The following is a 20,051-nucleotide window of genomic DNA, read 5'->3' as shown; positions in this document are numbered from 1 at the left end:
AGGAGACAGGCATGACATCGCAGCAACTGCTGGAACAGTACGGCCCGCGCGAGGCCATGGATTACGACGTGGTGGTGGTGGGCGGTGGCCCTGCTGGACTGGCGGCCGCCATTCGGCTCAAGCAGCTTGCGGCCGAGAAGCGGCAGGAGATTTCGGTCTGCGTGCTGGAGAAGGGTTCCGAGGCGGGTGCGCACATCCTGTCGGGCGCCATCATGGACCCGGGAGCGCTCACCGAATTGCTGCCCAACTGGAAGGCCGACGGCGCGCCGCTGGACCAGCCGGTGACCGAAGACGCGTTCTGGTTCCTGAGCGAAACCGCAGCCAGGCCGACGCCGGCCCTGGTCCTGCCCGACTGTTTCAAGAACCACGGCAACTACATCATCAGCCTGGGCAACGTGGTGCGCTGGATGGCGCAGCAGGCCGAGGCGCTGGGGGTGGAAATCTTCGCCGGTTTCCCCGCTGCCGAGGTGCTGTATGACGACGCCGGCGGGGTGCGCGGCGTGGCCACCGGCAACCTGGGCCTGGGCAAGGACGGCCGACCCTCCGACCATTTCCAACTCGGCATGGAGCTGCGCGCCAGGTACACGGTGTTCGCCGAAGGCTCGCGCGGCCAGCTCGGGCGCGAGCTCATCGCCCGCTACAAGCTCGACGCAGGATGCGACCCGCAGGGTTACGCCATCGGCATCAAGGAATTGTGGGAAATCACGCCCGAGCAGGCCAAGCCGGGCCGGGTGCTGCACACCGCCGGCTGGCCGCTGGACAGCAAGACCTATGGCGGCTCGTTCCTCTACCACCTGCCCAACAACCAGGTGGCGGTGGGCCTGGTGGTGGGACTGGACTACAGCAACCCCTGGCTCAGCCCGTTCGAGGAATTCCAGCGCTTCAAAACCCATCCCGCCATCCGCCCCATTTTCGAAGGCGGCAAGCGCCTGGGCTATGGCGCGCGCGCGCTCACCGCGGGCGGCATTCTGGCCTTGCCCAAGTTCGTGTTCCCGGGCGGCTGCATGGTGGGCTGCGAGGCGGGTTTTCTCAATGCCTCGCGCATCAAGGGCAGCCATGCCGCGATCAAGACCGGCATGCTGGCGGCACAGGCCATTGCCGTGGCCCTGGCTGCCGGGCGCAGCGCCGACACCTTGGACGATTACCCGCGTGCTTTCGAGCAATCCTGGCTGCACGCCGAACTGCAGCGCTCGCGCAATTTCAAGCAATGGTTCAAGAAGGGCCGCATGGTCGGCACGCTGATGACCGGCATCGAGCAATGGCTGCTCAAGGGCCGCATGCCCTGGACCATCCATCGCAAGGCGCCCGATTACGCTGCGCTGCAGCCGGCCGAAGCCATGCCGCGCATCGACTACCCCAAGCCCGACGGCAAGCTCACGTTCGACCGCCTCTCCTCGGTGTTCATCAGCAACACCAACCACGAGGAAAACCAGCCGCCGCACCTCACGCTGAAAGATATCTCGGTGCCGGTGCAGGTGAATCTCGCGCGCTACGCCGGTCCCGAGCAGCGCTATTGCCCGGCGGGCGTGTACGAGTTCATCAAGGGCCCTGACGGGCGTGACAAGCTGCAGATCAACGCGCAGAACTGCGTGCACTGCAAGACCTGCGACATCAAGGACCCGACGCAGAACATCGTCTGGGTCGCGCCCGAAGGTGGCGGCGGGCCGAACTACGTGGGCATGTAGTCCCGCAGCCCGATTGCTCCGGCTTGACCTGAAGCAGGCAGGCGCGCTGCTGGCGGCGCGGATCGTCGTGCGCAGACCGTAAGCTGCTGCGTGTTCCGGGGCAGGCTTGACGCTGGAGGTGAAGATGGGCATGGAGCGGGAACTCAAATTCAGCATCGACGCGCTGGCAGCGCAGCAGTTGCCGGACCATCCCATCATCGCCCTGCTGGCCGGTCCGCCGCGCACATGGGTGCTCGACAGCCGTTATTTCGATACCGAAGACGGCCTGCTCGCCGGTGCCGGCATGGCCTTGCGGCTGCGCCAGACCGGGCAGGGCCGGGTGCTCACCATCAAGACCTCGGGGGCAGACGCGCTGGGCCACGCGCGCGGCGAATGGGAATGGGCCGCGACCGGATCCGGGCCGGAGTCCGCCGCCGACATGCTCGCGCCAGCCGATGTGCAGCGAGCCTTGCGCGAGACGCCGCTGCGCGATTTGGCGCTGGACCTGGACACGCTGCAAGCGCGGCTGCGCCCGGTGTTCGGTACCCGCTTCGAGCGCATGGCGTGGACCATCGATTGGCAGGGCAGCCACATGGAATTGGCGCTGGACCGAGGCGCCTGCGTCGCCCGCCGCGGCGGCGCCACGGTGCAGACACCGATCTCCGAGATCGAGATCGAGTTGATCGACGGCCAGTGGAGCCATTGCTGGGACTTGGCCTGGGCGCTGGCGCAAGACCTGCCGCTGCGGCTGAGCGCCACCAACAAGGCGCAGCGCGCCAGTGCGCTGCTTGCGGGAGAACGTCCGCAAGCCCCTGGCGAGCCGGCCAACTTGCCGCCCGACACGGCCTTGCCGCAAGCCGCGCAGCTTTGGCTGTCCACCGCCTGCGCCCAGTTGTCGGTGTGGGCCGAACGCATCGGTACGGGTGATGAAGCGCGTGATGTGCACCAGTTCCGCGTCGCCGTGCGCCGCCTGCGCACCGTGCTGCGCTGGTTGCAGCCCTGGGCCAAGCCGCGTGCCGTGCGTTGGCTCGAGGCCGAATGGCGTTGGGCCATGCAGCTTTCCGGCCTGGTGCGCGATGCCGACGTGGGCTTGCAGGTGCTGGACGACTGCGCCACGCGGTGCCGGTTCGCACCCGAGATTGCGTCGAGCTGGAGCGCAAGCCTGCAGGCCGAGCGTCAGCGCCAGTGGGGCACCCTGCGCGCCTATCTGCGCAGCCCGCGCTTCGGCCGTGTGTTGCTGGCGCTCGGGCGCTGGTCTGAAACCTGGTCTCCTATCGCGTCCACGAAGGCATCCGCCAAGCTGCGCCATCTCACCTTGGGCGACCTGGCCCGGCGTGCCATCCGGCAAGACCACAAGCACTGGCGCAAAACTTTGGCCGTGTGTCGACCCACGCTCGAAGCGCTGGCCAGTGGCGACTCCGCACCCCTGGCACAGCCCGAGGCCATGGCCGATCTCCACGCTTTTCGCATCGGCAGCAAGCGTCTGCGCCTCTCGCTCGAACGTCTTGGCCCTGCACTGCCAGAGGCCGAGGCACGGCGCCTGCAAGCCTTGCGAAAAACCACTGAAGCGCTGCAGACCCTGCTTGGCAACTGGCACGACCGTCAGCGACTGCTGGGCCATGCGCAACTGCTGCAAAGGCTGCCGGACGAACTCGCCCAAGCCCTTGCCACGCAAGCGCAGGAAGCGTTGCAGCAGGCCTGGACGCTGGTGCAGCATCACGTTTGCGCATGAGCCTTCGAGTTTGCGCGCAGTCGAGGCGAATAGCTTGCCGTCCAGGGTGCGCCGGCATGGGCTGGGGCGTTAGTTGGCGTAGAGATTGAAAAAGGCGCGCGCCGCTACTGTGCAATAGGGCGTTTCGTCGGTGTGGTACGCCTCGAGACCAACCGTGGCATTTGTTTGATCGACTGCGCTCTGGTAGGCGGTGAATGCTGTCTGCACCTGGGTTGCCACGCTTTGCATGGTGCTGAGTTGGGCCGGGCTCAGGCCGAAGCTCGCAAAGTAAGGCGTCGTCAGATCCGTGGTGTCCAAGTCCAGCGTGGCGAAGCGCAGGGAGGGATCGGTGGTGGTTTTGCTGTCCAGCACAGCAGTCATCGCAGCGGCCCCTTGGTTCCAGAACACTTCGGGATCGTTATGGCCACCACACATCAGCAAGGGCATGCTTGGGGTGTAGTTGCGCAGGTCGTTGGCCTTGAGATCCTGGCGCAGCAGGAATTGCGGGTTTGCGGGCAGGGCTGGCGGCGGGCTGTTGAAGTTCGGTGCCGAGCCATCGGGTGGCGCCGCACCGTCGGGGTTGGTTTCCGCGTCGCGCACATAGGCCGCACGGAATGCGGTGCTGATGAGGTAGTTGGTGGGCGAGAAGCCAAGCGGCCCGAGCGGCGCACCCTCGGGCAAATTGAGGCCGTCCAGGTAGGCGTTCCCGGTAGGTGTCGATTGGAAAATGGCAGTCGTGGGAATTTGGCCGGACGTCACGAGGCTGCTGAAGCCACCATAGTCCACATTGCCGGGAAATAACGTGCCAGCATTGGGATAGTTCGAACTGAAGACCTGGGAGAGGCTGATGGAGCCGGTTTTCAGGTGAGCATAGGCATTGGCGATCAGCGGCAGGTAGGCCGTGCCGCCGTAGTTCGGGTGGCCGAGGAAGATTTCGTCGCCCATCGCCAGGATGGCATAGGGGCCGGACATGGGCGCTCCGGCCGTGGCTGGTCGGCCCTCGGCGTCGAGCTTGGCCAGGGTGGCCATCGACACATACCCGCCCTGCGAATAACCGGTGACGAAGAGCTGGCCGTTGTCGCTGTCGCCGGTGTTGAGCAGCGTCAGCATCTGGCGGCCAGCAGTCAGTCCGTCGACCATGTCTTGCGACTGTTGCTGGCCATTCAGGTAAGGGGCATAGGGCAAGGTGGACACGTCGTAGCCCGCGTAGTTGGGCGCGATGACGATATAGCCCTGCGCCGCGAAGGTCAGGGCCACGCGGGTAGCGGTGCCGTAAGCCGGGTTATTGGGATCATTCACGGCAGACATGTCCTCGGCGCGGTCGATCGCTGTGCCATGTGCATACAGCACCACGGGGCGCGGGCCCTGGCATTGCGGGGAACTGCCAGTGGGCAGCATCAAGGCGCCGGAAGCGCCGGTCGGCTCGCCCTGGCCACCAACGGTGGCATAGGTGAACTTGTTCACTTGCACACCACACACAGGGCTGCCGATCAGGGCCTGCTGGTCCGGCGGGTATTGGCTCAGCCACTGCGTTTGCAATGCAGCCCGGGTCATGCTGGCCGTGGTGTCGATCTGGGTTGAGAGCAGGGTGTTGTTGCTACCACTTTGTGACGCAAGGCCTGGGCTACCACCCCCCCCTCCACCTCCACCGCAACTCGAGAGCACGGTCAGGTTCAACATGCAGCAGCTCACACCCATGACCCATGACAAACGTTTCGTCCGCATTGTCTTCCCCATTAGCCTTGGTTTTTCGCCACGGCATGGCATGCCGGCTGCGGCTCGTTTCACGGATTTGCGTCGCTGAAATTTGTTCAGCATAGGTGTCACCCCAAGGCCTTGCAAGACCGGTCTTGCAACCCGATGTGACCACTGCCTTGGAGTAGGCCCTACCTACAATGCCCCAATGTCTGAAACTCCCGCCCCCATTGCGCGCCGCCGCACCTTCGCCATCATTTCCCACCCCGACGCCGGCAAGACCACGCTGACGGAAAAACTGCTGCTGTTCTCCGGCGCGATTCAAATCGCCGGCAGCGTGAAGGCGCGCAAGGCCAGCCGCCACGCCACCTCCGACTGGATGGAGATCGAGAAGCAGCGCGGCATCTCGGTGGCCTCGTCGGTGATGCAAATGGAGTGGCGCGACTGCGTCATCAACCTGCTCGACACCCCCGGTCACCAGGACTTCTCCGAAGACACCTACCGCGTGCTCACCGCGGTGGACGCGGCGCTGATGGTGATCGACGCCGCCAACGGCGTGGAGGCGCAAACCCTGCGCCTGCTGGAGGTCTGCCGCGCCCGCAACACGCCCATCCTCACCTTCGTCAACAAGATGGACCGCGAAGTGCGCAGCCCGCTCGACCTGATGGACGAGATCGAGCGCCACCTCGGCATGGACGCCATTCCCTTCACCTGGCCGGTGGGCATGGGCAAGAATTTCCACGGCGTGCTGGATCTGCGCGCCGAGCGCATGCGCGTGTTCCGTCCCGGCGAAGACCGCGTGGCGCAGGCCGACGACGACTTCATCGACGGCCTCGACAACCCCGAACTCGCCGCCCGCTTCGGCGCCGAGCAGGCCCAGGCGCAGGAGGAAATCGGCCTGCTGACCGACGCCACGCCCAGCTTCGACATGGCCGCGTTTCGCGCCGGCCGCCAGTCGCCGCTGTTCTTCGGCTCGGCCATCAACAACTTCGGCGTGCGCGAAGTGCTCGACGCCCTGGTCGACCTCGCCCCGCCACCCGGCCCGCGCCCCGCGATGCAGCGCGTGGTGCAGCCGAGCGAGCCCAAGTTCACCGGCCTGGTGTTCAAGGTGCAGGCCAATATGGACCCGGCGCACCGCGACCGCATCGCCTTCGTGCGCGTGTGCTCCGGCCGCTTCGAGCGCGGCATGCGACTGAAAGTGGGCCGTAGCGGCAAGGAAATCCGCCCCAACACCGTGGTGGCCTTCATGTCGCAGCGCCGCGAACTGCTGGAGGAGGCCTGGGCCGGCGACATCATCGGCATTCCCAATCACGGCACCCTGCGCCTGGGCGACACCCTCACCGAAGGCGAGACCCTGCAGTTCACCGGGCTGCCGTTCTTCGCCCCCGAACTGTTCCAGGCGGTGGAAATTGCCGACCCGCTGCGCAGCAAACAGTTGCGCACCGGGCTGCAGCAGCTGGGCGAGGAGGGCGCCATCCAGGTGTTTCGACCGCACTTCACCGGCCCCTTGCTGCTCGGCGCCATCGGCACCCTGCAGTTCGACGTCGTGCTGCACCGCTTGAGCGGTGAATACAACGTCGCCGCCCGCCTCGGCGCCACGCCCTACCGCGTCGCCCGCTGGATCCACAGCGACGACGAGCGCGACCTCAAACGCTTCATCGACGAAAACGCCCACCGCATCGCTTATGACGTGGTGGACGCCCCCACCATTTTGCTCACCCACGCGGCCGAGTTGCGCGTGCTGCAAGAGCGCTGGCCCAGCATCGCTTTCCACGCCCTGCGTGAGCATGCCGGGCGGGTGTTCCAGACCGATATGGCGGCTTGAGCACGGTTGTCGCCAAACCCTGGCGCCACCAGGGTTTGGCACGTGATGGCCTGGGGTTGATCGGCAGGCGTTTTGACAGCGTCATCCTCGGCGTTTAGGCTGAAACGATGCTCGATGCCGTGTTGCCCGACATTTCTCCTCGCTCGATCGCCGAGGCTGCCCCGCTTCGGGCGGGCGACATGGCTTCGCGCCTGCTCGCCACCCGCGCCCTGACGCTGGACCTGTGCGCCAGCCTGGAGCCGGAGGACATGACGCCGCAGAGCATGGCCGACGCCAGCCCGGCCAAGTGGCATCTCGCGCACACCACCTGGTTTTTCGAAACCTTCGCGCTGCAACCGTTCCTGCCCGGCTACCGCGTGTTCCATCCGCGCTATGCCGAGTTGTTCAACTCGTATTACGTCAGCGTCGGGCCGCGTTATGCGCGGCCGCAGCGTGGTTTGCTCACCCGGCCCACGGTGGCCGAGGTGCGTCGCTACCGTGCCCATGTGGACCAGCACCTGCGCAAACTGCTGGACTCGCCGCGACATGAAGCCAGCGTGCAGGGCGAGCTTGGGCGCGTGCTCGAACTCGGCCTGCAGCACGAACAGCAGCATCAGGAACTGCTGCTCACCGATCTGCTGCATCTGCTCTCGCACAACCCGCTGAAACCCACCTGGCGTGTGCTGCCTGCGCTGCCGCAGCATGCGGCGCGCGCCATGCGCTTCGTCCCAGGCTCGGAAGACGCGCAGGACATCGGCCATGCCGGCGTGGGATTTCACTTCGACAACGAAGCGCCGCGCCACCGCGTCTGGCTGGCGCCGCACGTCCTGGCCGACCGCCTGGTGAGCAATGCCGAGTACGCCGACTTCGTTCGCGACGGCGGCTACGACGAGCCGCTGCTGTGGCTGTCCGACGGCTGGACCGCGGTGCAGCGCGAGGGCTGGCGCGCGCCGCTGTACTGGAGCGAGGATGGCGCCTCCAGCTTCACGCTGGGTGGCGAACAGGCGCTCGAGCCCACCGCGCCCGTCTGCCACATCAGCCACTACGAGGCCGATGCCTTCGCCCGCTGGGCTGGCGCACGCCTGCCGACCGAGGCCGAATGGGAAGCCTTCGCCACCGCGCAGCCGCTGCAGGGCAATGGGCTCGAGGCCGGCTACTGCCGTCCCACCGCCGCCGCGCCCGGCCACACCCAGGTGTTTGGCGATGTCTGGGAATGGACCGGCAGCAGCTACTTGCCCTATCCCGGCTACAAGGCCGCGGCAGGCGCCTTGGGCGAGTACAACGGCAAGTTCATGTCCAGCCAGATGGTGTTGCGCGGTGGTTCCTGCGTCACCCCATCCGGCCATGTGCGGGCCACCTATCGCAACTTTTTCTACCCCCACCAGCGCTGGCAGTTCATGGGCCTGCGCCTGGCGAAAGACCAGCCATGAAACACCCCAGCCCGGTTGAACAAACCCGCTTCGAGCCCGAAGACATGTCGCCGCCGGCCTTGCGCCGCGCCGTGCTCGACGGCCTGCTCGCCAGCCCCAAAAACCTGCCCAGCGCCTATTTGTACGACGCTCGCGGCTCGGCGCTGTTCGAGCAGATTTGCACGCTGCCGGAGTATTACCCCACGCGCACCGAACTGGCCATCTTGCAGACGCATGCGGGCGAGATGGCCGCGCGCATCGGCCCGCGTGCCGTGCTGGTGGAGCCTGGCAGCGGTGCGGGGGTGAAGACCGCCTTGCTGCTGGCGCAACTGCAACAGGCCGCCGCCTACGTGCCGGTGGAAATCTCGCCCACCGCGCTGGAGGCCACGGTGCAGGCCATGGCGGCGCGTTTTCCGCAATTGCCCATCCATCCGCAGCAGGCCGATTTCACCCAGGCGTTCACGCTGCCGCCGGCGCTGCGCCATGTCGGCGGGGCTGGAGAGCTTGGCGGGCGCGTGGTGTTTTTCTTTCCCGGCTCGACCATCGGCAATTTCGATCCGCAACAGGCCCAGGCGCTGCTGGCGCGTTGGCGCCTGCTGGGCGGGGCCGATGCCGGTTTGCTCATCGGCATCGATCTGCGCAAGGACGCCGCCGTGCTGCAAGCCGCTTACGACGACGCGCAAGGCGTGACGGCGGCGTTCAACCGCAACCTGCTGGTGCGCATCAACCGCGAGTTCGGTGCCGATTTCGTGCCCGATGCCTTCGACCATCTCGCCCGCTATGACACCGTGCAGGGGCGCATCGAAATGCACCTGCAAAGCCGTGAGGCCCAGGCCGTGCACCTCGCCGGCCATACGCTGCGCTTCGACGCCGGCGAAACCATCCACACCGAAAATTCGTACAAGTACGCGCTGGACGGTTTTGCCGCGCTGGCGGGGCAGGCCGGCTGGCAGCTCGATGCGCAGTGGACCGACCCGCTGCAGCGCTTCGGCGTGCTTGCGATGCGCGCGGCGTGACTGCAGCGCAAGCATCCTGAAGCCCAACAAGCCCCAAGCTCCAGTCATGCGCTTCTGGCCCCTCATCCTGCGTGACCTGCGCGCCGCCGAGCTGCGGCTGATGTGGCTGGCGCTGGTGCTGGCCACGGCTGCGCTGTCCACCGTGGGCTTTCTGGCGCAGCGCCTGGACGCCGGCCTGAAGCGCGACGCCGCCCAGCTCATCGGCGGCCAGGCGGTGGTGCAGGGCGACCACCCGCTGCCGCCCATCTTCCTGCAGCAGGCCCGTGCCGACGGCCTGCACACCACGCAAACTGCGGTGTTCGCCAGCATGGCCGTGGGCCCGGGCGCACAGGGACGCACGCACCTGGTGGCGGTGAAGGCGGTGGGCGCTGGCTACCCGCTACTGGGCAGCATGGAACTGCGCCCGCCCGGCGGGGGCGCGGCTTACAAGCTGAGTGCCGCGCCACAGCCCGGCACGGTGTGGGTGGATCCCGGCGTGGCGGCGCAACTGCATGCGCCAGCGCAAGGGCCCATCACCCTGGGCACGCGCAACTTCCGCATCGCCGCCGTCATCACCCGCGAGCCCGATCGCGGCGCCGGCTTCATCAACTTTGCCCCGCGGGTGATGATGAACGCGGCCGATCTGCCGTCCACCGGCCTCATCCAGCCCGCCAGCCGCGTGACGTACCGCCTGGCCACCGCAGGCGCGCCGGCGGCTGCCGCCCGCTTTGCCGCCTGGGCCAAGGCGCATATCGAGGCCCAAAGCCTGCGCGGCCTGCAGGTGCTGACCGTGGCCGACGGCGGACCGGAGCTCGGCCAGAACCTGCAGCGCGGCTCGGGCTTTTTGCAACTGGTGTCCATGCTCACGGCGCTGATCGCGGCGGTGGCCGTGGCCATTGCCGCACGCGACTTTTCACGCCGCCGGCTCGACACCACCGCGCTGCTCAAGGCGCTGGGTCTGTCGCAAGGCACGGTGCTGCGGCTGATCACGGCGGAGCTGCTGTTGCTCGGTCTGCTGGCCGGTGGCATCGGCATCCTGCTCGGCCTGTTCGGGCAGGCCGTCTTGCTGCATCTGCTGGCCGGCGTGTTGAACGTGCGCAGCCTGCCCACGCCCGGCTGGCAGCCCGCGGCCATCGCCCTGCTGGCGGCGCTGGCGTTGCTGCTGGCCTTCGCCCTGCCGCCCGTGCTGCAACTGGCGCGGGTGCCGCCACTGCGCGTGCTGCGCCGCGAGCCCCGGGCATTCAGCCTTGCGCCCTGGCTGCTGGGCGCGGTGGGTGTGGGGCTGTTCGTGGCCGTGCTGTTGCTGCTGGCGCAGGACCGCAAGCTGGCGCTCATCGCCCTGGGCGGTTTCGTCGCCGCCGCCGTGGGCTTCGCCGTGCTGGCTTTCGCGCTGGTGTGGGGCTTGCGGCGCGTAGGCAGCCAGCGCCGTGGCGTGCTGGCACTGGCTGCGCGGCAACTGGGCGCGCGCAGCACGCAGGCTGTGGCGCAGATCAGTGCCCTGGGGCTGTCGATGCTGGCGCTGATGCTGGTGGCGATGCTGCGCACCGGGTTGCTGGCCGGCTGGCAGGCCACCCTGCCGCCGGATGCGCCCAACCGCTTCGTCATCAACATCCAGCCGCAGCAGGCGCGGGCGTTTCAGGCCGAGCTGAAAGCCGCCGGCATCCAGCGCTACGACTGGTATTCCATGGTGCGCGGGCGGCTGGTGGCGGTGAACGGCAAGCCGGTGTTCGGGCGCGACTACAAGGACGAGCGCGCCCGTGCGCTCATCGACCGCGAGTTCAACCTCTCCACCACGCCCACCTTGCCGGCGCACAACCGCATCACCGCCGGCAGCTGGCAAGCCACCGCGGGGCCGGGGGCACGGGGGCTGTCGGTCGATACCGGCATCGCCACCACCCTGGGCCTGAAGATGGGCGACAAGCTCAGTTTTGACATTGCCGGCAGCACCGTCACCGCGCCCATCACCAGCCTGCGCAAAATCGACTGGGGCTCGATGCGCGTCAACTTCTTCGTGCTCATGCCGCGTGCCATGCTGGCGCAGCAGCCGGCCACCTTCATCACCGCGTTCTTCGAGCCGCCCGTCGTGCGCACTGGCGCCGACAACCTCGACGACCGTCTGGCCCATGCCTTTCCCGACATCACCCTGATCGACCTCAGTTACCTGCTGACCCAGGTGCGCCACATGCTGGAGCAGGTCAGCGCCGCGGTGCAGTTTCTGTTCGGCTTCGCCCTGGCCGCGGGGCTGGCGGTGCTGGTGGCCAGCCTGCTCATCAGCCGGCAGGAACGCGAGCATGAAACCGCCATGTGGCGCGTGCTCGGAGCCTCTGGCAGCCTGCTGCAGCGGGTGATGGCGGCCGAGTTGCTGCTGACCGGGGCGCTGGCCGGATTGCTCGGCACGGTTGCTGCCGCCACCGTGGCCTGGGTCCTGGCGCGACGCGTGTTCGACTTCGCCTGGACGCCGTCGCCGGCCTGGTTCGCGGTGGGCACGGCCATCGGCGCGGTGCTCGCCCTGGCCGTGGGCTGGCTGGCGCTGCGCCGCGTGCTGCGGGCGCCGCCGCTGCACACCTTGCAAGCGCTGGCTTGAGTCGGGGTCGGCCGCTTGCACGACAGCCCATCGGGCCTTGCGGCTTGCCCGGCGATCCGCGTTCTCGCCTGGCACCTTGACGTGGCACAAAGCCGACCCGGTCGTGACGACGACAATAGCGGCATGCGGACTCCTCTCGACCACGACCCATGAGTGCTCAACCTGCATCGGCGCCCAAGCCCTACGACCTGCTCGGCGGCGAGCGCGGCGTGCGCGCCCTGGTCGACCGCTTCTACGACCTGATGGACCTGGAGCCGGCCTACGCCGAACTGCGCGCCATGCATCCCACGCAGTCCGAAGACACGCGCGACAAGCTGTTCTGGTTCCTCAGCGGCTGGTTCGGCGGCCCGGGCCTGTACGAGCAGCGCTTCGGCCATCCGCGCCTGCGCATGCGCCACTTTCCTTACGCCATTGGCACCCGCGAGCGCGACCAATGGCTGGCCTGCATGCACCAAGCCATGATGGAGGAAAACGTCCCCGAGGCTTTGCAACTGCGCCTGCGCGCCGCGTTCGCCGGCACCGCCGACTGGATGCGCAACCAGCAGGAGGACAGCGCCGCGCCACCGCAGCCGCCGCTGGTGTCGCGCTGAACTGCACGGCCGCCGCAGAACAGGGCGCAGCCAGCCCGCTTTGGGCCGACGCCACGCCATTCTGAAACGCGACTAGCGTTTTCGAGTGCCAAGCCCCGGCGCCGCGCGCAGCAGCACCACCAGGGCGCCGGCGCCACCGTCGGTGGGTTTGGCCTGGCAGAACGCGAGCACCTCGTTTTTCTGCACCAGCCAGGCGCGCGCCTTGTGTTTCAGCACCGGCTCGCGCCCCGGTGAACTCAAGCCCTTGCCGTGGATGACGCGCACGCAGCGGCGCCCCGCCGCCTGGGCCTCGTGGATGAAGGCCGAGAGACTTTCGCGCGCCTCGTCGCTGCGCATGCCGTGCAGGTCGAGTTCGTCCTGAATCACCCAATGCCCGCGGCGCAGCTTGCGCACCACGTCGGGGCCGATGCCCGGGCGGCGAAAGGAGAGCGTTGCGTCGGTTTCCAGCAAGCTGTCCACGTCCACCGCGTCCGACAACGATTCCGCCAGCGCGGCTTGCTCGTCGCGCAGGTGCTGCCGCGGAATGGCGGGTGGCGCTGGCGTGCCGAGGTCGATGCGGTCGCTCGGTGCCAGGGGCTCGGCGTCGGCCACAGCCTGGCGAAAGAGGGTGCGTTCGTCACGGTCGGGGCGCGCCACGGGCTCCTGTGATGGCGGCTCCTGCCTGGCCTTGTTCGCATGCCGCAACGCAGGTTGGCGTTGCGGCGGGATTGCCGCTGGCGTCACGGCGCGTGGCGTTCCCTGGGCTTGTTGTTGCACGGCGGCGCGCAGCTTGCGCAAATCACGGATGCCGGCCATGGTCGTGTGCTCCTGCGCCGCCCTACAGCAGCCCGGTGCCGGCAAAAGACAACACCCGTTCCCGCGTCACCACGAAGTGGTCGAGCAGGCGCACGTCCACCAGGGCGAGGGCGGATTTGAGGTGATCGGTCAGCAGCCGATCGGCCGCCGAGGGCTCGGCCACGCCCGAGGGGTGGTTGTGGGCGACGATGATCGCGGCAGCGTTCAGCGCCAGCGCCTGCTTCACCACCTCGCGCAGATAGACGCTGGTGTGCGCCAGCGTGCCGCGCGACAACTCCACGGCGCGAATGAGCTGGTGGCGCGTGTCGAGGAACAGCGCCGCGAACACCTCCACCTCCTGCCCGCCCAGCCACAGGCGCAGGTAGTCGCGCACGGCTTGCGGGCTGTCGAGCATGGCGCGCTCGGCCATGCGCTCGACCAGCGCGCGCCGCGCCAGCTCCAGCACCGCAGCCAGTTCGGCATATTTGGCCGGTCCCAGGCCCTTGATGGCGCGCAGTTGCGCTTCGTCCGCGTGCAGCAGCCCGTGCAGCCCGCCGAAGCGCGTGATCAGATCGGCGGCAAGGTCGATCGCGCTGGCCCCACGCACGCCGGTGCGCAGCAGCAGGGCCACCAGTTCCGCATCGGTCAAGACCTGGGCGCCATGCGCGAGCAATTTCTCGCGCGGACGAGCGTCGGTGGGCAGATCGGCGATGCGTGTGGCCATGGGGGCGTCCCTACAATATGAGTTTGCCTGTGGAGTTTAGAGACTGTGGCCTGCGTGCGTGCCAATTCCCTGTTGACCTTGCATTACCGCCTCGCGGCGCAGGACGGACTCGACTGGGTCAACACCTTCGGCCACCGCCCGGCGACGCTCACGCTCGGCGCCGGCCAACTCGCCCCGGAGCTCGAAGCCTGCCTGCTGGGCCTGGAGGAGGGCGCCGATGCCCGCTTCGAGCTTGCGCCCGACGCTGCCTTCGGCCATGTCGACGCCGCCCGGGTGCAGCGCGTACCGCGTGCCGCGCTGCAGGCGCTTGGCTCCCAAGACATCGCCCTGCGCCCTGGCGACACCGTGCAACTCGCGGCGCTGGCGGCCAGCAACGGCGCCCCCGCGGCCGCCGCGGTCAGCCAGACCGGCGATGACTGGGTCGAACTGGACTTCAACCATCCGCTGGCCGGAAAAACCGTGGTGTTCGAGGTGCGCATTCTGGGGGTGCTTTGAGCGTGAACAGGCCCTAGCCCCGAGGTTCCCGTTCGCCCACCTCTGCCGCAAACTTCTCACGCCATCCAAGCCAGTTCCGCGATGAACGCATCCGACCCCTCCAACATGCCTCAAATCGACGTCCTGCTCGCCAGCCCGCGCGGCTTTTGCGCCGGGGTCGATCGCGCCATCGACATCGTCGAGCGCGCGCTGGCCCTGTTTGGCGCGCCCATCTACGTGCGCCACGAAATCGTCCACAACACCACCGTGGTGGAAAGCCTGCGCGCCAAGGGCGCGGTGTTCGTCGACGAGCTGGCCGATGTTCCCCCCGGCTCCACCCTGGTGTTCTCGGCCCACGGCGTGTCGCAAGCGGTGCGGCGCGAGGCCGAGACGCGCGGGCTCAAAGTGTTCGACGCCACCTGCCCGCTGGTCACCAAGGTGCATGTGGAGGTGGCGAAAATGCGCCGCGCTGGCCTGCATCTGGTGATGATCGGCCATGCCGGCCACCCTGAAGTGGAAGGCACCATGGGCCAGGCCGACGGCGTGCATCTGGTGCAAACCCCGGACGACGTTGCGGCACTGCCCTTTCCGGCCGATGCCGAGGTGGCCTACGTCACGCAAACCACGCTGTCGGTGGACGACGCGGCGCAAATCGTCGCGGCGCTGCAGGCGCGCTACCCGCGGCTGCACGAACCCAAGAAACAGGACATTTGCTACGCCACGCAAAACCGCCAGGACGCCGTGAAGTTCATGGCGCCGCAGGTGGATGTGGTCATCGTCGTCGGCAGTCCCAGCAGTTCCAACTCCAACCGCTTGCGCGAAGTCGCCGCCCGGCTTGGCCGCCCCGCCTACATGGTGGATACCGCAGTCGACTTGCAAGCCGCGTGGCTGCAAGGTGCCGTGCGCGTGGGCGTGACCGCAGGCGCCTCGGCACCGGAGCAACTGGTGCAGCAAGTCATCACCCGCCTGCGCGAGCTGGGTGCGCGCAACGTGCGCAACCTGGAAGGCGCGGTCGAGCATGTGCAATTCCCGCTGCCCAAGGGTTTGGGCGGCAAGGTCGACAAGCCCGCCGAGGTGGCGACCTGAACGTCATCGTCTAGCCGCTGTTGCGCCTACCGCTGCGGATGCGCGCACCATCACCCGCATCAGGCTCGCGGCGTCACGCTTTTTTTGCTCGTTCCTGCGCATTCATTGTTTCCCGCCATTCCCTCACACCGCCTTCATGCTCGACATCAATCTGCTGCGCAAAGACCTCGACGGCGTGATCCAGCGCCTGTCCACCCGCAAACATCCCCAACCCTTTCTCGACGTCGCACGTTTCAGCGCGCTGGAGTCGGAGCGCAAGGGCTTGCAAACCCGCACCGAAGACCTGCAGGCGCAGCGCAACCAGATCTCCAAAGGCATTGGCCAGCGCAAGGCCAAGGGCGAAGACACCGCCGAGTTGATGCAGCAGGCCGGCGCCATCAAGACTGAACTGGACGCTTCCGCCGTGCGCCTGGAGGCCATCCAGGCCGAGCTCTCCGACCTGCTCATGGGCGTGCCCAATCTGCCCGACGCACAAGTGCCGGTGGGTGCCGACGAGAAGGCCAACGTCGAGGTGCGGCGCTGGGGCCGGCCGCGTGATTTCCACTTTGCCGTGCGCGACCATGTCGACGTCGGCGCCGCGCTCGGGCTCGATTTCGAGCTGGGCGCCAAGCTCTCCGGCGCCCGCTTCACGGTCTTGCGCGGCCCGGTGGCCCGCCTGCACCGCGCGCTGGCCCAGTTCATGCTCGACCTGCACACCCAGCACCACGGCTATACCGAGGCCTATGTGCCCTACGTGGTCAGCGCCGAAACCTTGCGCGGCACCGGCCAGTTGCCCAAGTTCGAGGCCGACCTCTTTGCCGTGCCGCGTGGCGAACTCGGCACCCACTACCTCATCCCCACCGCCGAGGTGCCGCTCACCAGCTTCGTGCGCGACACCATCGTCCCGCCCGAGCAGCTGCCGCTGCGCTACGTGGCCCACACGCCATGTTTTCGCTCCGAGGCCGGCTCCTACGGTCGCGACGTGCGCGGCATGATCCGCCAGCACCAGTTCGACAAGGTCGAGCTGGTGTGGATCACCGCGCCCGAACAATCCGCCCAGGCGCTGCAGCAGCTTACGGCGCATGCCGAAGCCGTGCTGCAAGCACTGGAGCTGCCCTACCGCACCATGCTGCTGTGCACCGGCGACATGGGCTTCGGCGCCGCGCAGACCTACGACCTGGAGGTGTGGCTGCCGGCGCAAAACACCTACCGCGAAATTTCCAGCTGCTCGAATATGGACGCCTTCCAGGCCCGCCGCATGCAGGCCCGCAGCCGCAACGCCCAGGGCAAGACCGAATATGTCCACACCCTCAACGGCTCCGGCCTCGCCGTTGGCCGCACCCTTGTGGCTGTGCTGGAAAACTTCCAGCGGGAAAATGGCGGCATCGACATCCCGCAGGCCTTACGCCCCTACCTGGGCGGCCAATCCACCCTGTTGCCGGCCCCGGCCTGACGCAGCCTGCTAGACTTTTAAGTTTCGCCGCGAGCCCGAAGAACGACCACACAGGCACGCACGGCAGAGCGACATCGCAGCAACATCACAGCTGTGCCAACACCCCGGAAAGGTGGCAGAGTGGTCGAATGCGCCGGACTCGAAATCCGGTGTACGGTTCTTCCGTACCGTGGGTTCGAATCCCACCCTTTCCGCCAGTTAATCAATATGTTAGAACGTTTCTGAACCGTCTCATTAGGCGGTTTTTTTCTTGGAGGTGGGAGAATAATTGCCAATTCTTCCAACAGCTTCGGCCAACGTTTGGGTGGCCAGGTGTGCATAGCGCTGGGTGCTGTGGCTGTCTTTATGGCCGAGCACGGCACCCACGGTGTAGAGGTCGATGCCGGCGTTGATCATCTCGCTGGCGGCGCTGTGGCGCAAGTCGTGGATGTGGATGTGCGGCAAGCCAGCAGCTTCTCGGGCGCGCTGGAATGCGCGCTGCAGGGTAATCTTCGGCGCAGCCAGCGGCAGGTATCGAAGGCAGCAGTGGATGCGCGGATGAATGGGCACCAGGCGAGGCAAGCCATTTTTGCTATCGGGCAAGCTGATGTGTTCGCCTACAGCGCATGCATGCAGTTCGCCAAGGCGCATGCCGGTGTAGAACGCGATGCGCACGAGGGCGCGCACGTCGCGGCGGTCGCAGGCTTTTGCGATGCGCAGCATCTCGGCCCGGCTCGCATAAACATGACGGGAGTTTCGAACAGGCGGGAGTTGCATGCGCACTGTGGGATCGGTCTCACACAGTGCGTGGATTTTCCATGCGTGGCGGCATGCTGCTTTAAGCAGCGCGAGCCTGTTGCGGACGGTGGCCGGTGATGTGTGGGCTGATTCGCGCTCGGTGATGAGGCGTGCTACACCCGGTAAGTCGTCAAGCGGCTTGTCTTCGTAGGCCCAAGCAATCGCTGCGAGATGCTCGGTGGCCTTCCGGTGGCTTTTCAGGTGCGTCTTGTCCTGGAGGTAGAGCAGGACACACTGATCGATCAGGGCTGTTTCTGGCTTGCCAGTCGCAAAGAGGCGTTGAACTTCCGCACGGGCGTAGGCTTCTGCCTGGGCTTTACTCCAACCTGCCGGAAGTAACTTGCGAGCGCGGATGCGTCGCCCGGCGATCGTGCCTTGATAGTCAAAACGCCAGCGTTGCTTGGATTTTTCCCAGTAGATCGACATGATGCCTTGAATACCTCAACGTCTTGGGGATCGAATCGTACGGCCGCGCCTATTTTGTAGGCCGTCAGCTCGCCCCGTGAGTGCAACTCATACACCAGGCGTTTGCTGATGCCGAGTTGATGGGCCACGTCGGCAGCCGTGTACATCAAGGCTGGAATGGGTTGGTTTGCTTGCATTGCGCGCTATGAATGCAGTGGTCTTACTGTGCTTCTGTCGTGCGTTGCAGCCGGGCCCGCTCCAATCGGCCCCAATGCACCAGCCCCTGCACGCAGGATGTGGTGAAGTAGACGTACAGCGCCACGGTGATCCACTGGCCGAGCAGGGCGAACATTGTCAGACCCAGGCCATTGCCAACCAGCCAGAACCAGTAGCCGCGCCGATTGCGGCGCTTGATGAACTCGTTGCCGACGACTGAGAGGGTCGTGAAGGCGATACTCAGGGCGGTAATGGCCGTCGACATTTCACCCTCCATACCGATGCGAACGGCTTTGATCCGGCGCAGGTCCGATGTATTGCTTGTAAGCCTCGATCCAGTTGTGCGAAATCTGGTACTGCGCATGCGCAAGGCTGATCCGCCTGCGGCAGACCATGCTGTGCAGCCGGTTCTCCAGTTTGTCCTTGGCGTAGCTTCCCCAGCCGCCAATGACGTGGTGCGGTTCGGGCCAGAGGTTCTGCGGACTGTCAGGCGAGCCGCCGAGCTCCAGGCTGATGAGGTGATCCTCTTCGTAGTTGCGCAGCATGAATGCATCCTTGCCCAACTGCTGCGGGTAGCCATATCGGCGAACGCCCTCGCGTTTGAGGTTTTCCGTGTAGTGCTCATCCGGCCGGATCGAGCGGGTGTATCCGCCCGGGCGGCAGATTGTTTCGCGCAGATTGGCCTGCGTGACCGCTGAATTCAGTGCGCCCGGGGTCAGCCGAGGGTTCGGCAGCGCATCAGCTTCCGGAAACACCAGGCCCATGCGGCCGGAATGCTGGATGTCCTGGCCGCCGCCCAGCTGTCGTTCGTAGGACTGGCCGCTGGCCCGATGGTCGAGGTAGCGTTCGCTCTCGTGGGCGGCGACGCCACCGAGCGCATAACCTGCGGCGTGCTCCGCGATGCGGCCGAGCGTGGCGGAGTCATGTCGCTCACAGCCCGCCAGAAGTGCCCCGGCAAGCGCCAGCGCCAACAAGACTGGGCGCCAGCTCACGACTGAACCTCCTCAGCGTCGTGTGGCGCGCGCATCAGCACTGCGGCAATGGATTGCACCGCGACGATGCACATGCTTTCGTGCGGGCGATGGCCCAGCACCAGAATCGACGCGGCGGCTCGGGCGGAATCGAGCTCCAGCGCACTGCGCCCGCTGCGTTTGAGGTCTTCCTGAGCGGCGTTGATCGCGGCCAGCGCCTGCTTGGCGACTTCTTGTGCCGGCAGCAGACCAATGCGTGCCATCGCGATCGCCTGCTGGGCGATGATCAGATTATTGGTGTGCATGTTGGTGATGATCAGATGTTGGTGATGAACGCGGTCTGCGCGGGCGTTGGAACCCACAGGCCGCCAGATCAGTCGTTCGACCGGGAGGCCAGCGCCTTGGCGATCTTCTTGTCGGTCTTGTACTGGCTCAGTGCGTAGACGGCCCAGATCGCGGCTGGAATCCAGCCGATCAGCGTGAGCTGAAGGATCAGGCACACGATGCCCGAGATCGGCTTGCCGATGGTGAAGAACGTCAGCCAGGGAAGGAAGAGGGCGATGAGAAGGCGCATGGTCGTTTCCAGGTCGGGTGCTTGATGCCGGTGTGGGGCTTGCGGGCTCAGAATGGGTTGACTGACACGCCGTGTGCAGCAGCGCAGCTGGCGGAAACCTTGCTGTAGTCAGGATTCGTGACGTTGAGCCAGCTCATCTCGCGAGTCTTCAGGATGTACTGCGTGG

General features: G+C 66.7%; 18 protein-coding genes, 1 tRNA gene and 1 pseudogene. 11 read left to right on the top strand and 9 right to left on the bottom strand.

Going from position 1 to position 20,051, the window contains the following annotated elements; translation table 11 throughout:
- Positions 1 to 11: 11 nt before the first annotated feature.
- Together ACYCUK_RS15765 and ACYCUK_RS15760 are read left to right on the top strand one after the other, a co-directional pair.
- Positions 12 to 1,685, top strand: a complete 1,674-nt coding sequence (locus tag ACYCUK_RS15765) for an electron transfer flavoprotein-ubiquinone oxidoreductase (RefSeq protein WP_461595646.1) — start codon at positions 12 to 14, stop codon at positions 1,683 to 1,685.
- A gap of 130 nt (positions 1,686 to 1,815) precedes the next feature.
- Positions 1,816 to 3,396 carry a CYTH and CHAD domain-containing protein gene (locus ACYCUK_RS15760; protein ID WP_461595645.1) on the top strand — a complete coding sequence of 527 codons (1,581 nt, stop codon included), beginning with the start codon at positions 1,816 to 1,818 and terminating at the stop codon, positions 3,394 to 3,396.
- A gap of 69 nt (positions 3,397 to 3,465) precedes the next feature.
- On the opposite strand, the gene ACYCUK_RS15755 is transcribed toward ACYCUK_RS15760, so the two are convergent.
- A complete protein-coding gene (locus tag ACYCUK_RS15755; protein ID WP_461595644.1) occupies positions 3,466 to 5,055 on the bottom strand; it encodes an alpha/beta hydrolase family protein in 1,590 nt (529 codons plus the stop codon).
- Positions 5,056 to 5,278: 223 nt separating this feature from the next.
- On the opposite strand from ACYCUK_RS15755, the gene ACYCUK_RS15750 reads away from it, so the two are divergent.
- The 5 genes from ACYCUK_RS15750 to ACYCUK_RS15730 all read left to right on the top strand — a co-directional run bounded on the left by ACYCUK_RS15750 (position 5,279) and on the right by ACYCUK_RS15730 (position 12,452).
- Entirely contained in the window at positions 5,279 to 6,895 is a 1,617-nt protein-coding gene (locus tag ACYCUK_RS15750; protein WP_461595643.1) for a peptide chain release factor 3, read from the top strand.
- Positions 6,896 to 7,002: 107 nt separating this feature from the next.
- Entirely contained in the window at positions 7,003 to 8,304 is a 1,302-nt protein-coding gene (gene egtB, locus ACYCUK_RS15745) for an ergothioneine biosynthesis protein EgtB (protein WP_461595642.1), read from the top strand.
- Positions 8,301 to 9,299 (top strand): L-histidine N(alpha)-methyltransferase, encoded by a 999-nt coding sequence (gene egtD / locus ACYCUK_RS15740; RefSeq protein WP_461595641.1) that lies wholly within the window; start codon positions 8,301 to 8,303, stop codon positions 9,297 to 9,299. The genes egtB and egtD overlap by 4 nt, the downstream gene beginning before the upstream one ends.
- 46 nt (positions 9,300 to 9,345) lie before the next feature.
- Positions 9,346 to 11,862: an ABC transporter permease gene (locus ACYCUK_RS15735; RefSeq protein ID WP_461595640.1), complete on the top strand. Its 2,517-nt coding sequence runs from the start codon at positions 9,346 to 9,348 to the stop codon at positions 11,860 to 11,862.
- A gap of 149 nt (positions 11,863 to 12,011) precedes the next feature.
- The gene (locus tag ACYCUK_RS15730) at positions 12,012 to 12,452 is read left to right on the top strand and encodes a group II truncated hemoglobin (protein WP_461595639.1); all 441 of its coding nucleotides are present in this window, start codon (positions 12,012 to 12,014) and stop codon (positions 12,450 to 12,452) included.
- A gap of 72 nt (positions 12,453 to 12,524) precedes the next feature.
- Here the strand turns inward: ACYCUK_RS15730 and ACYCUK_RS15725 are convergent, their stop codons facing one another.
- Together ACYCUK_RS15725 and radC are read right to left on the bottom strand one after the other, a co-directional pair.
- Positions 12,525 to 13,247, bottom strand: a complete 723-nt coding sequence (locus tag ACYCUK_RS15725) for a Smr/MutS family protein (RefSeq protein ID WP_461595638.1) — start codon at positions 13,245 to 13,247, stop codon at positions 12,525 to 12,527.
- Between the two features lie 22 nt (positions 13,248 to 13,269).
- Positions 13,270 to 13,950 (bottom strand): RadC family protein, encoded by a 681-nt coding sequence (gene radC, locus ACYCUK_RS15720; RefSeq protein ID WP_461595637.1) that lies wholly within the window; start codon positions 13,948 to 13,950, stop codon positions 13,270 to 13,272.
- 54 nt (positions 13,951 to 14,004) lie between these two features.
- Here radC and ACYCUK_RS15715 point away from each other — a divergent pair, with 54 nt between their 5' ends.
- From ACYCUK_RS15715 to ACYCUK_RS15700, 4 genes are all read left to right on the top strand, one after another.
- Positions 14,005 to 14,445 carry an FKBP-type peptidyl-prolyl cis-trans isomerase gene (locus ACYCUK_RS15715; protein WP_461595636.1) on the top strand — a complete coding sequence of 147 codons (441 nt, stop codon included), beginning with the start codon at positions 14,005 to 14,007 and terminating at the stop codon, positions 14,443 to 14,445.
- Between the two features lie 81 nt (positions 14,446 to 14,526).
- Positions 14,527 to 15,510 (top strand): 4-hydroxy-3-methylbut-2-enyl diphosphate reductase, encoded by a 984-nt coding sequence (gene ispH / locus ACYCUK_RS15710; protein ID WP_461595635.1) that lies wholly within the window; start codon positions 14,527 to 14,529, stop codon positions 15,508 to 15,510.
- Positions 15,511 to 15,646: 136 nt separating this feature from the next.
- Positions 15,647 to 16,942: a serine--tRNA ligase gene (gene serS / locus ACYCUK_RS15705; protein ID WP_461595634.1), complete on the top strand. Its 1,296-nt coding sequence runs from the start codon at positions 15,647 to 15,649 to the stop codon at positions 16,940 to 16,942.
- A gap of 106 nt (positions 16,943 to 17,048) precedes the next feature.
- Positions 17,049 to 17,139, top strand: a tRNA-Ser gene (locus ACYCUK_RS15700).
- Between the two features lie 37 nt (positions 17,140 to 17,176).
- On the opposite strand, the gene ACYCUK_RS15695 is transcribed toward ACYCUK_RS15700, so the two are convergent.
- The 6 genes and pseudogenes from ACYCUK_RS15695 to ACYCUK_RS15670 all read right to left on the bottom strand — a co-directional run bounded on the left by ACYCUK_RS15695 (position 17,177) and on the right by ACYCUK_RS15670 (position 19,885).
- On the bottom strand, positions 17,177 to 18,145 hold the full coding sequence (locus ACYCUK_RS15695) for a tyrosine-type recombinase/integrase (protein ID WP_461595633.1): 969 nt from the start codon (positions 18,143 to 18,145) through the stop codon (positions 17,177 to 17,179).
- 17 nt (positions 18,146 to 18,162) lie between these two features.
- Positions 18,163 to 18,291, bottom strand: a pseudogene (locus tag ACYCUK_RS15690) (helix-turn-helix domain-containing protein); the annotation flags it as partial.
- 53 nt (positions 18,292 to 18,344) lie between these two features.
- Positions 18,345 to 18,605 (bottom strand): nicotinamide mononucleotide transporter, encoded by a 261-nt coding sequence (locus ACYCUK_RS15685; RefSeq protein WP_461595632.1) that lies wholly within the window; start codon positions 18,603 to 18,605, stop codon positions 18,345 to 18,347.
- Position 18,606: 1 nt separating this feature from the next.
- On the bottom strand, positions 18,607 to 19,314 hold the full coding sequence (locus tag ACYCUK_RS15680; protein WP_461595631.1) for a hypothetical protein: 708 nt from the start codon (positions 19,312 to 19,314) through the stop codon (positions 18,607 to 18,609).
- Between the two features lie 14 nt (positions 19,315 to 19,328).
- On the bottom strand, positions 19,329 to 19,673 hold the full coding sequence (locus ACYCUK_RS15675) for a hypothetical protein (RefSeq protein ID WP_461595630.1): 345 nt from the start codon (positions 19,671 to 19,673) through the stop codon (positions 19,329 to 19,331).
- Positions 19,674 to 19,684: 11 nt separating this feature from the next.
- Complete coding sequence (locus ACYCUK_RS15670) at positions 19,685 to 19,885, bottom strand: YqaE/Pmp3 family membrane protein (protein WP_461595629.1); 201 nt, start codon at positions 19,883 to 19,885, stop codon at positions 19,685 to 19,687.
- Positions 19,886 to 20,051 lie beyond the last annotated feature (166 nt).

Source organism: Thiomonas sp. (assembly GCF_054608695.1).
This window is presented reverse-complemented; position numbering and strand designations above follow the sequence as displayed.

Excerpts from the sequence above, each read along its gene's own strand:
- ACYCUK_RS15750 (WP_461595643.1), top strand. The coding sequence starts at position 5,279 with ATGTCTGAAACTCCCGCCCCCATTGCGCGCCGCCGCACCTTCGCCATC.
- egtD (WP_461595641.1), top strand. The coding sequence starts at position 8,301 with ATGAAACACCCCAGCCCGGTTGAACAAACCCGCTTCGAGCCCGAAGAC.
- ACYCUK_RS15735 (WP_461595640.1), top strand. The coding sequence starts at position 9,346 with ATGCGCTTCTGGCCCCTCATCCTGCGTGACCTGCGCGCCGCCGAGCTG.
- ispH (WP_461595635.1), top strand. The coding sequence starts at position 14,527 with ATGAACGCATCCGACCCCTCCAACATGCCTCAAATCGACGTCCTGCTC.
- ACYCUK_RS15755 (WP_461595644.1), bottom strand. The coding sequence starts at position 5,055 with ATGTTGAACCTGACCGTGCTCTCGAGTTGCGGTGGAGGTGGAGGGGGG.
- ACYCUK_RS15670 (WP_461595629.1), bottom strand. The coding sequence starts at position 19,885 with ATGCGCCTTCTCATCGCCCTCTTCCTTCCCTGGCTGACGTTCTTCACC.
- ACYCUK_RS15730 (WP_461595639.1), top strand. The coding sequence starts at position 12,012 with ATGAGTGCTCAACCTGCATCGGCGCCCAAGCCCTACGACCTGCTCGGC.
- ACYCUK_RS15765 (WP_461595646.1), top strand. The coding sequence starts at position 12 with ATGACATCGCAGCAACTGCTGGAACAGTACGGCCCGCGCGAGGCCATG.
- ACYCUK_RS15685 (WP_461595632.1), bottom strand. The coding sequence starts at position 18,605 with ATGTCGACGGCCATTACCGCCCTGAGTATCGCCTTCACGACCCTCTCA.
- ACYCUK_RS15695 (WP_461595633.1), bottom strand. The coding sequence starts at position 18,145 with ATGTCGATCTACTGGGAAAAATCCAAGCAACGCTGGCGTTTTGACTAT.
- ACYCUK_RS15760 (WP_461595645.1), top strand. The coding sequence starts at position 1,816 with ATGGAGCGGGAACTCAAATTCAGCATCGACGCGCTGGCAGCGCAGCAG.
- ACYCUK_RS15725 (WP_461595638.1), bottom strand. The coding sequence starts at position 13,247 with ATGGCCGGCATCCGTGATTTGCGCAAGCTGCGCGCCGCCGTGCAACAA.
- radC (WP_461595637.1), bottom strand. The coding sequence starts at position 13,950 with ATGGCCACACGCATCGCCGATCTGCCCACCGACGCTCGTCCGCGCGAG.
- egtB (WP_461595642.1), top strand. The coding sequence starts at position 7,003 with ATGCTCGATGCCGTGTTGCCCGACATTTCTCCTCGCTCGATCGCCGAG.
- serS (WP_461595634.1), top strand. The coding sequence starts at position 15,647 with ATGCTCGACATCAATCTGCTGCGCAAAGACCTCGACGGCGTGATCCAG.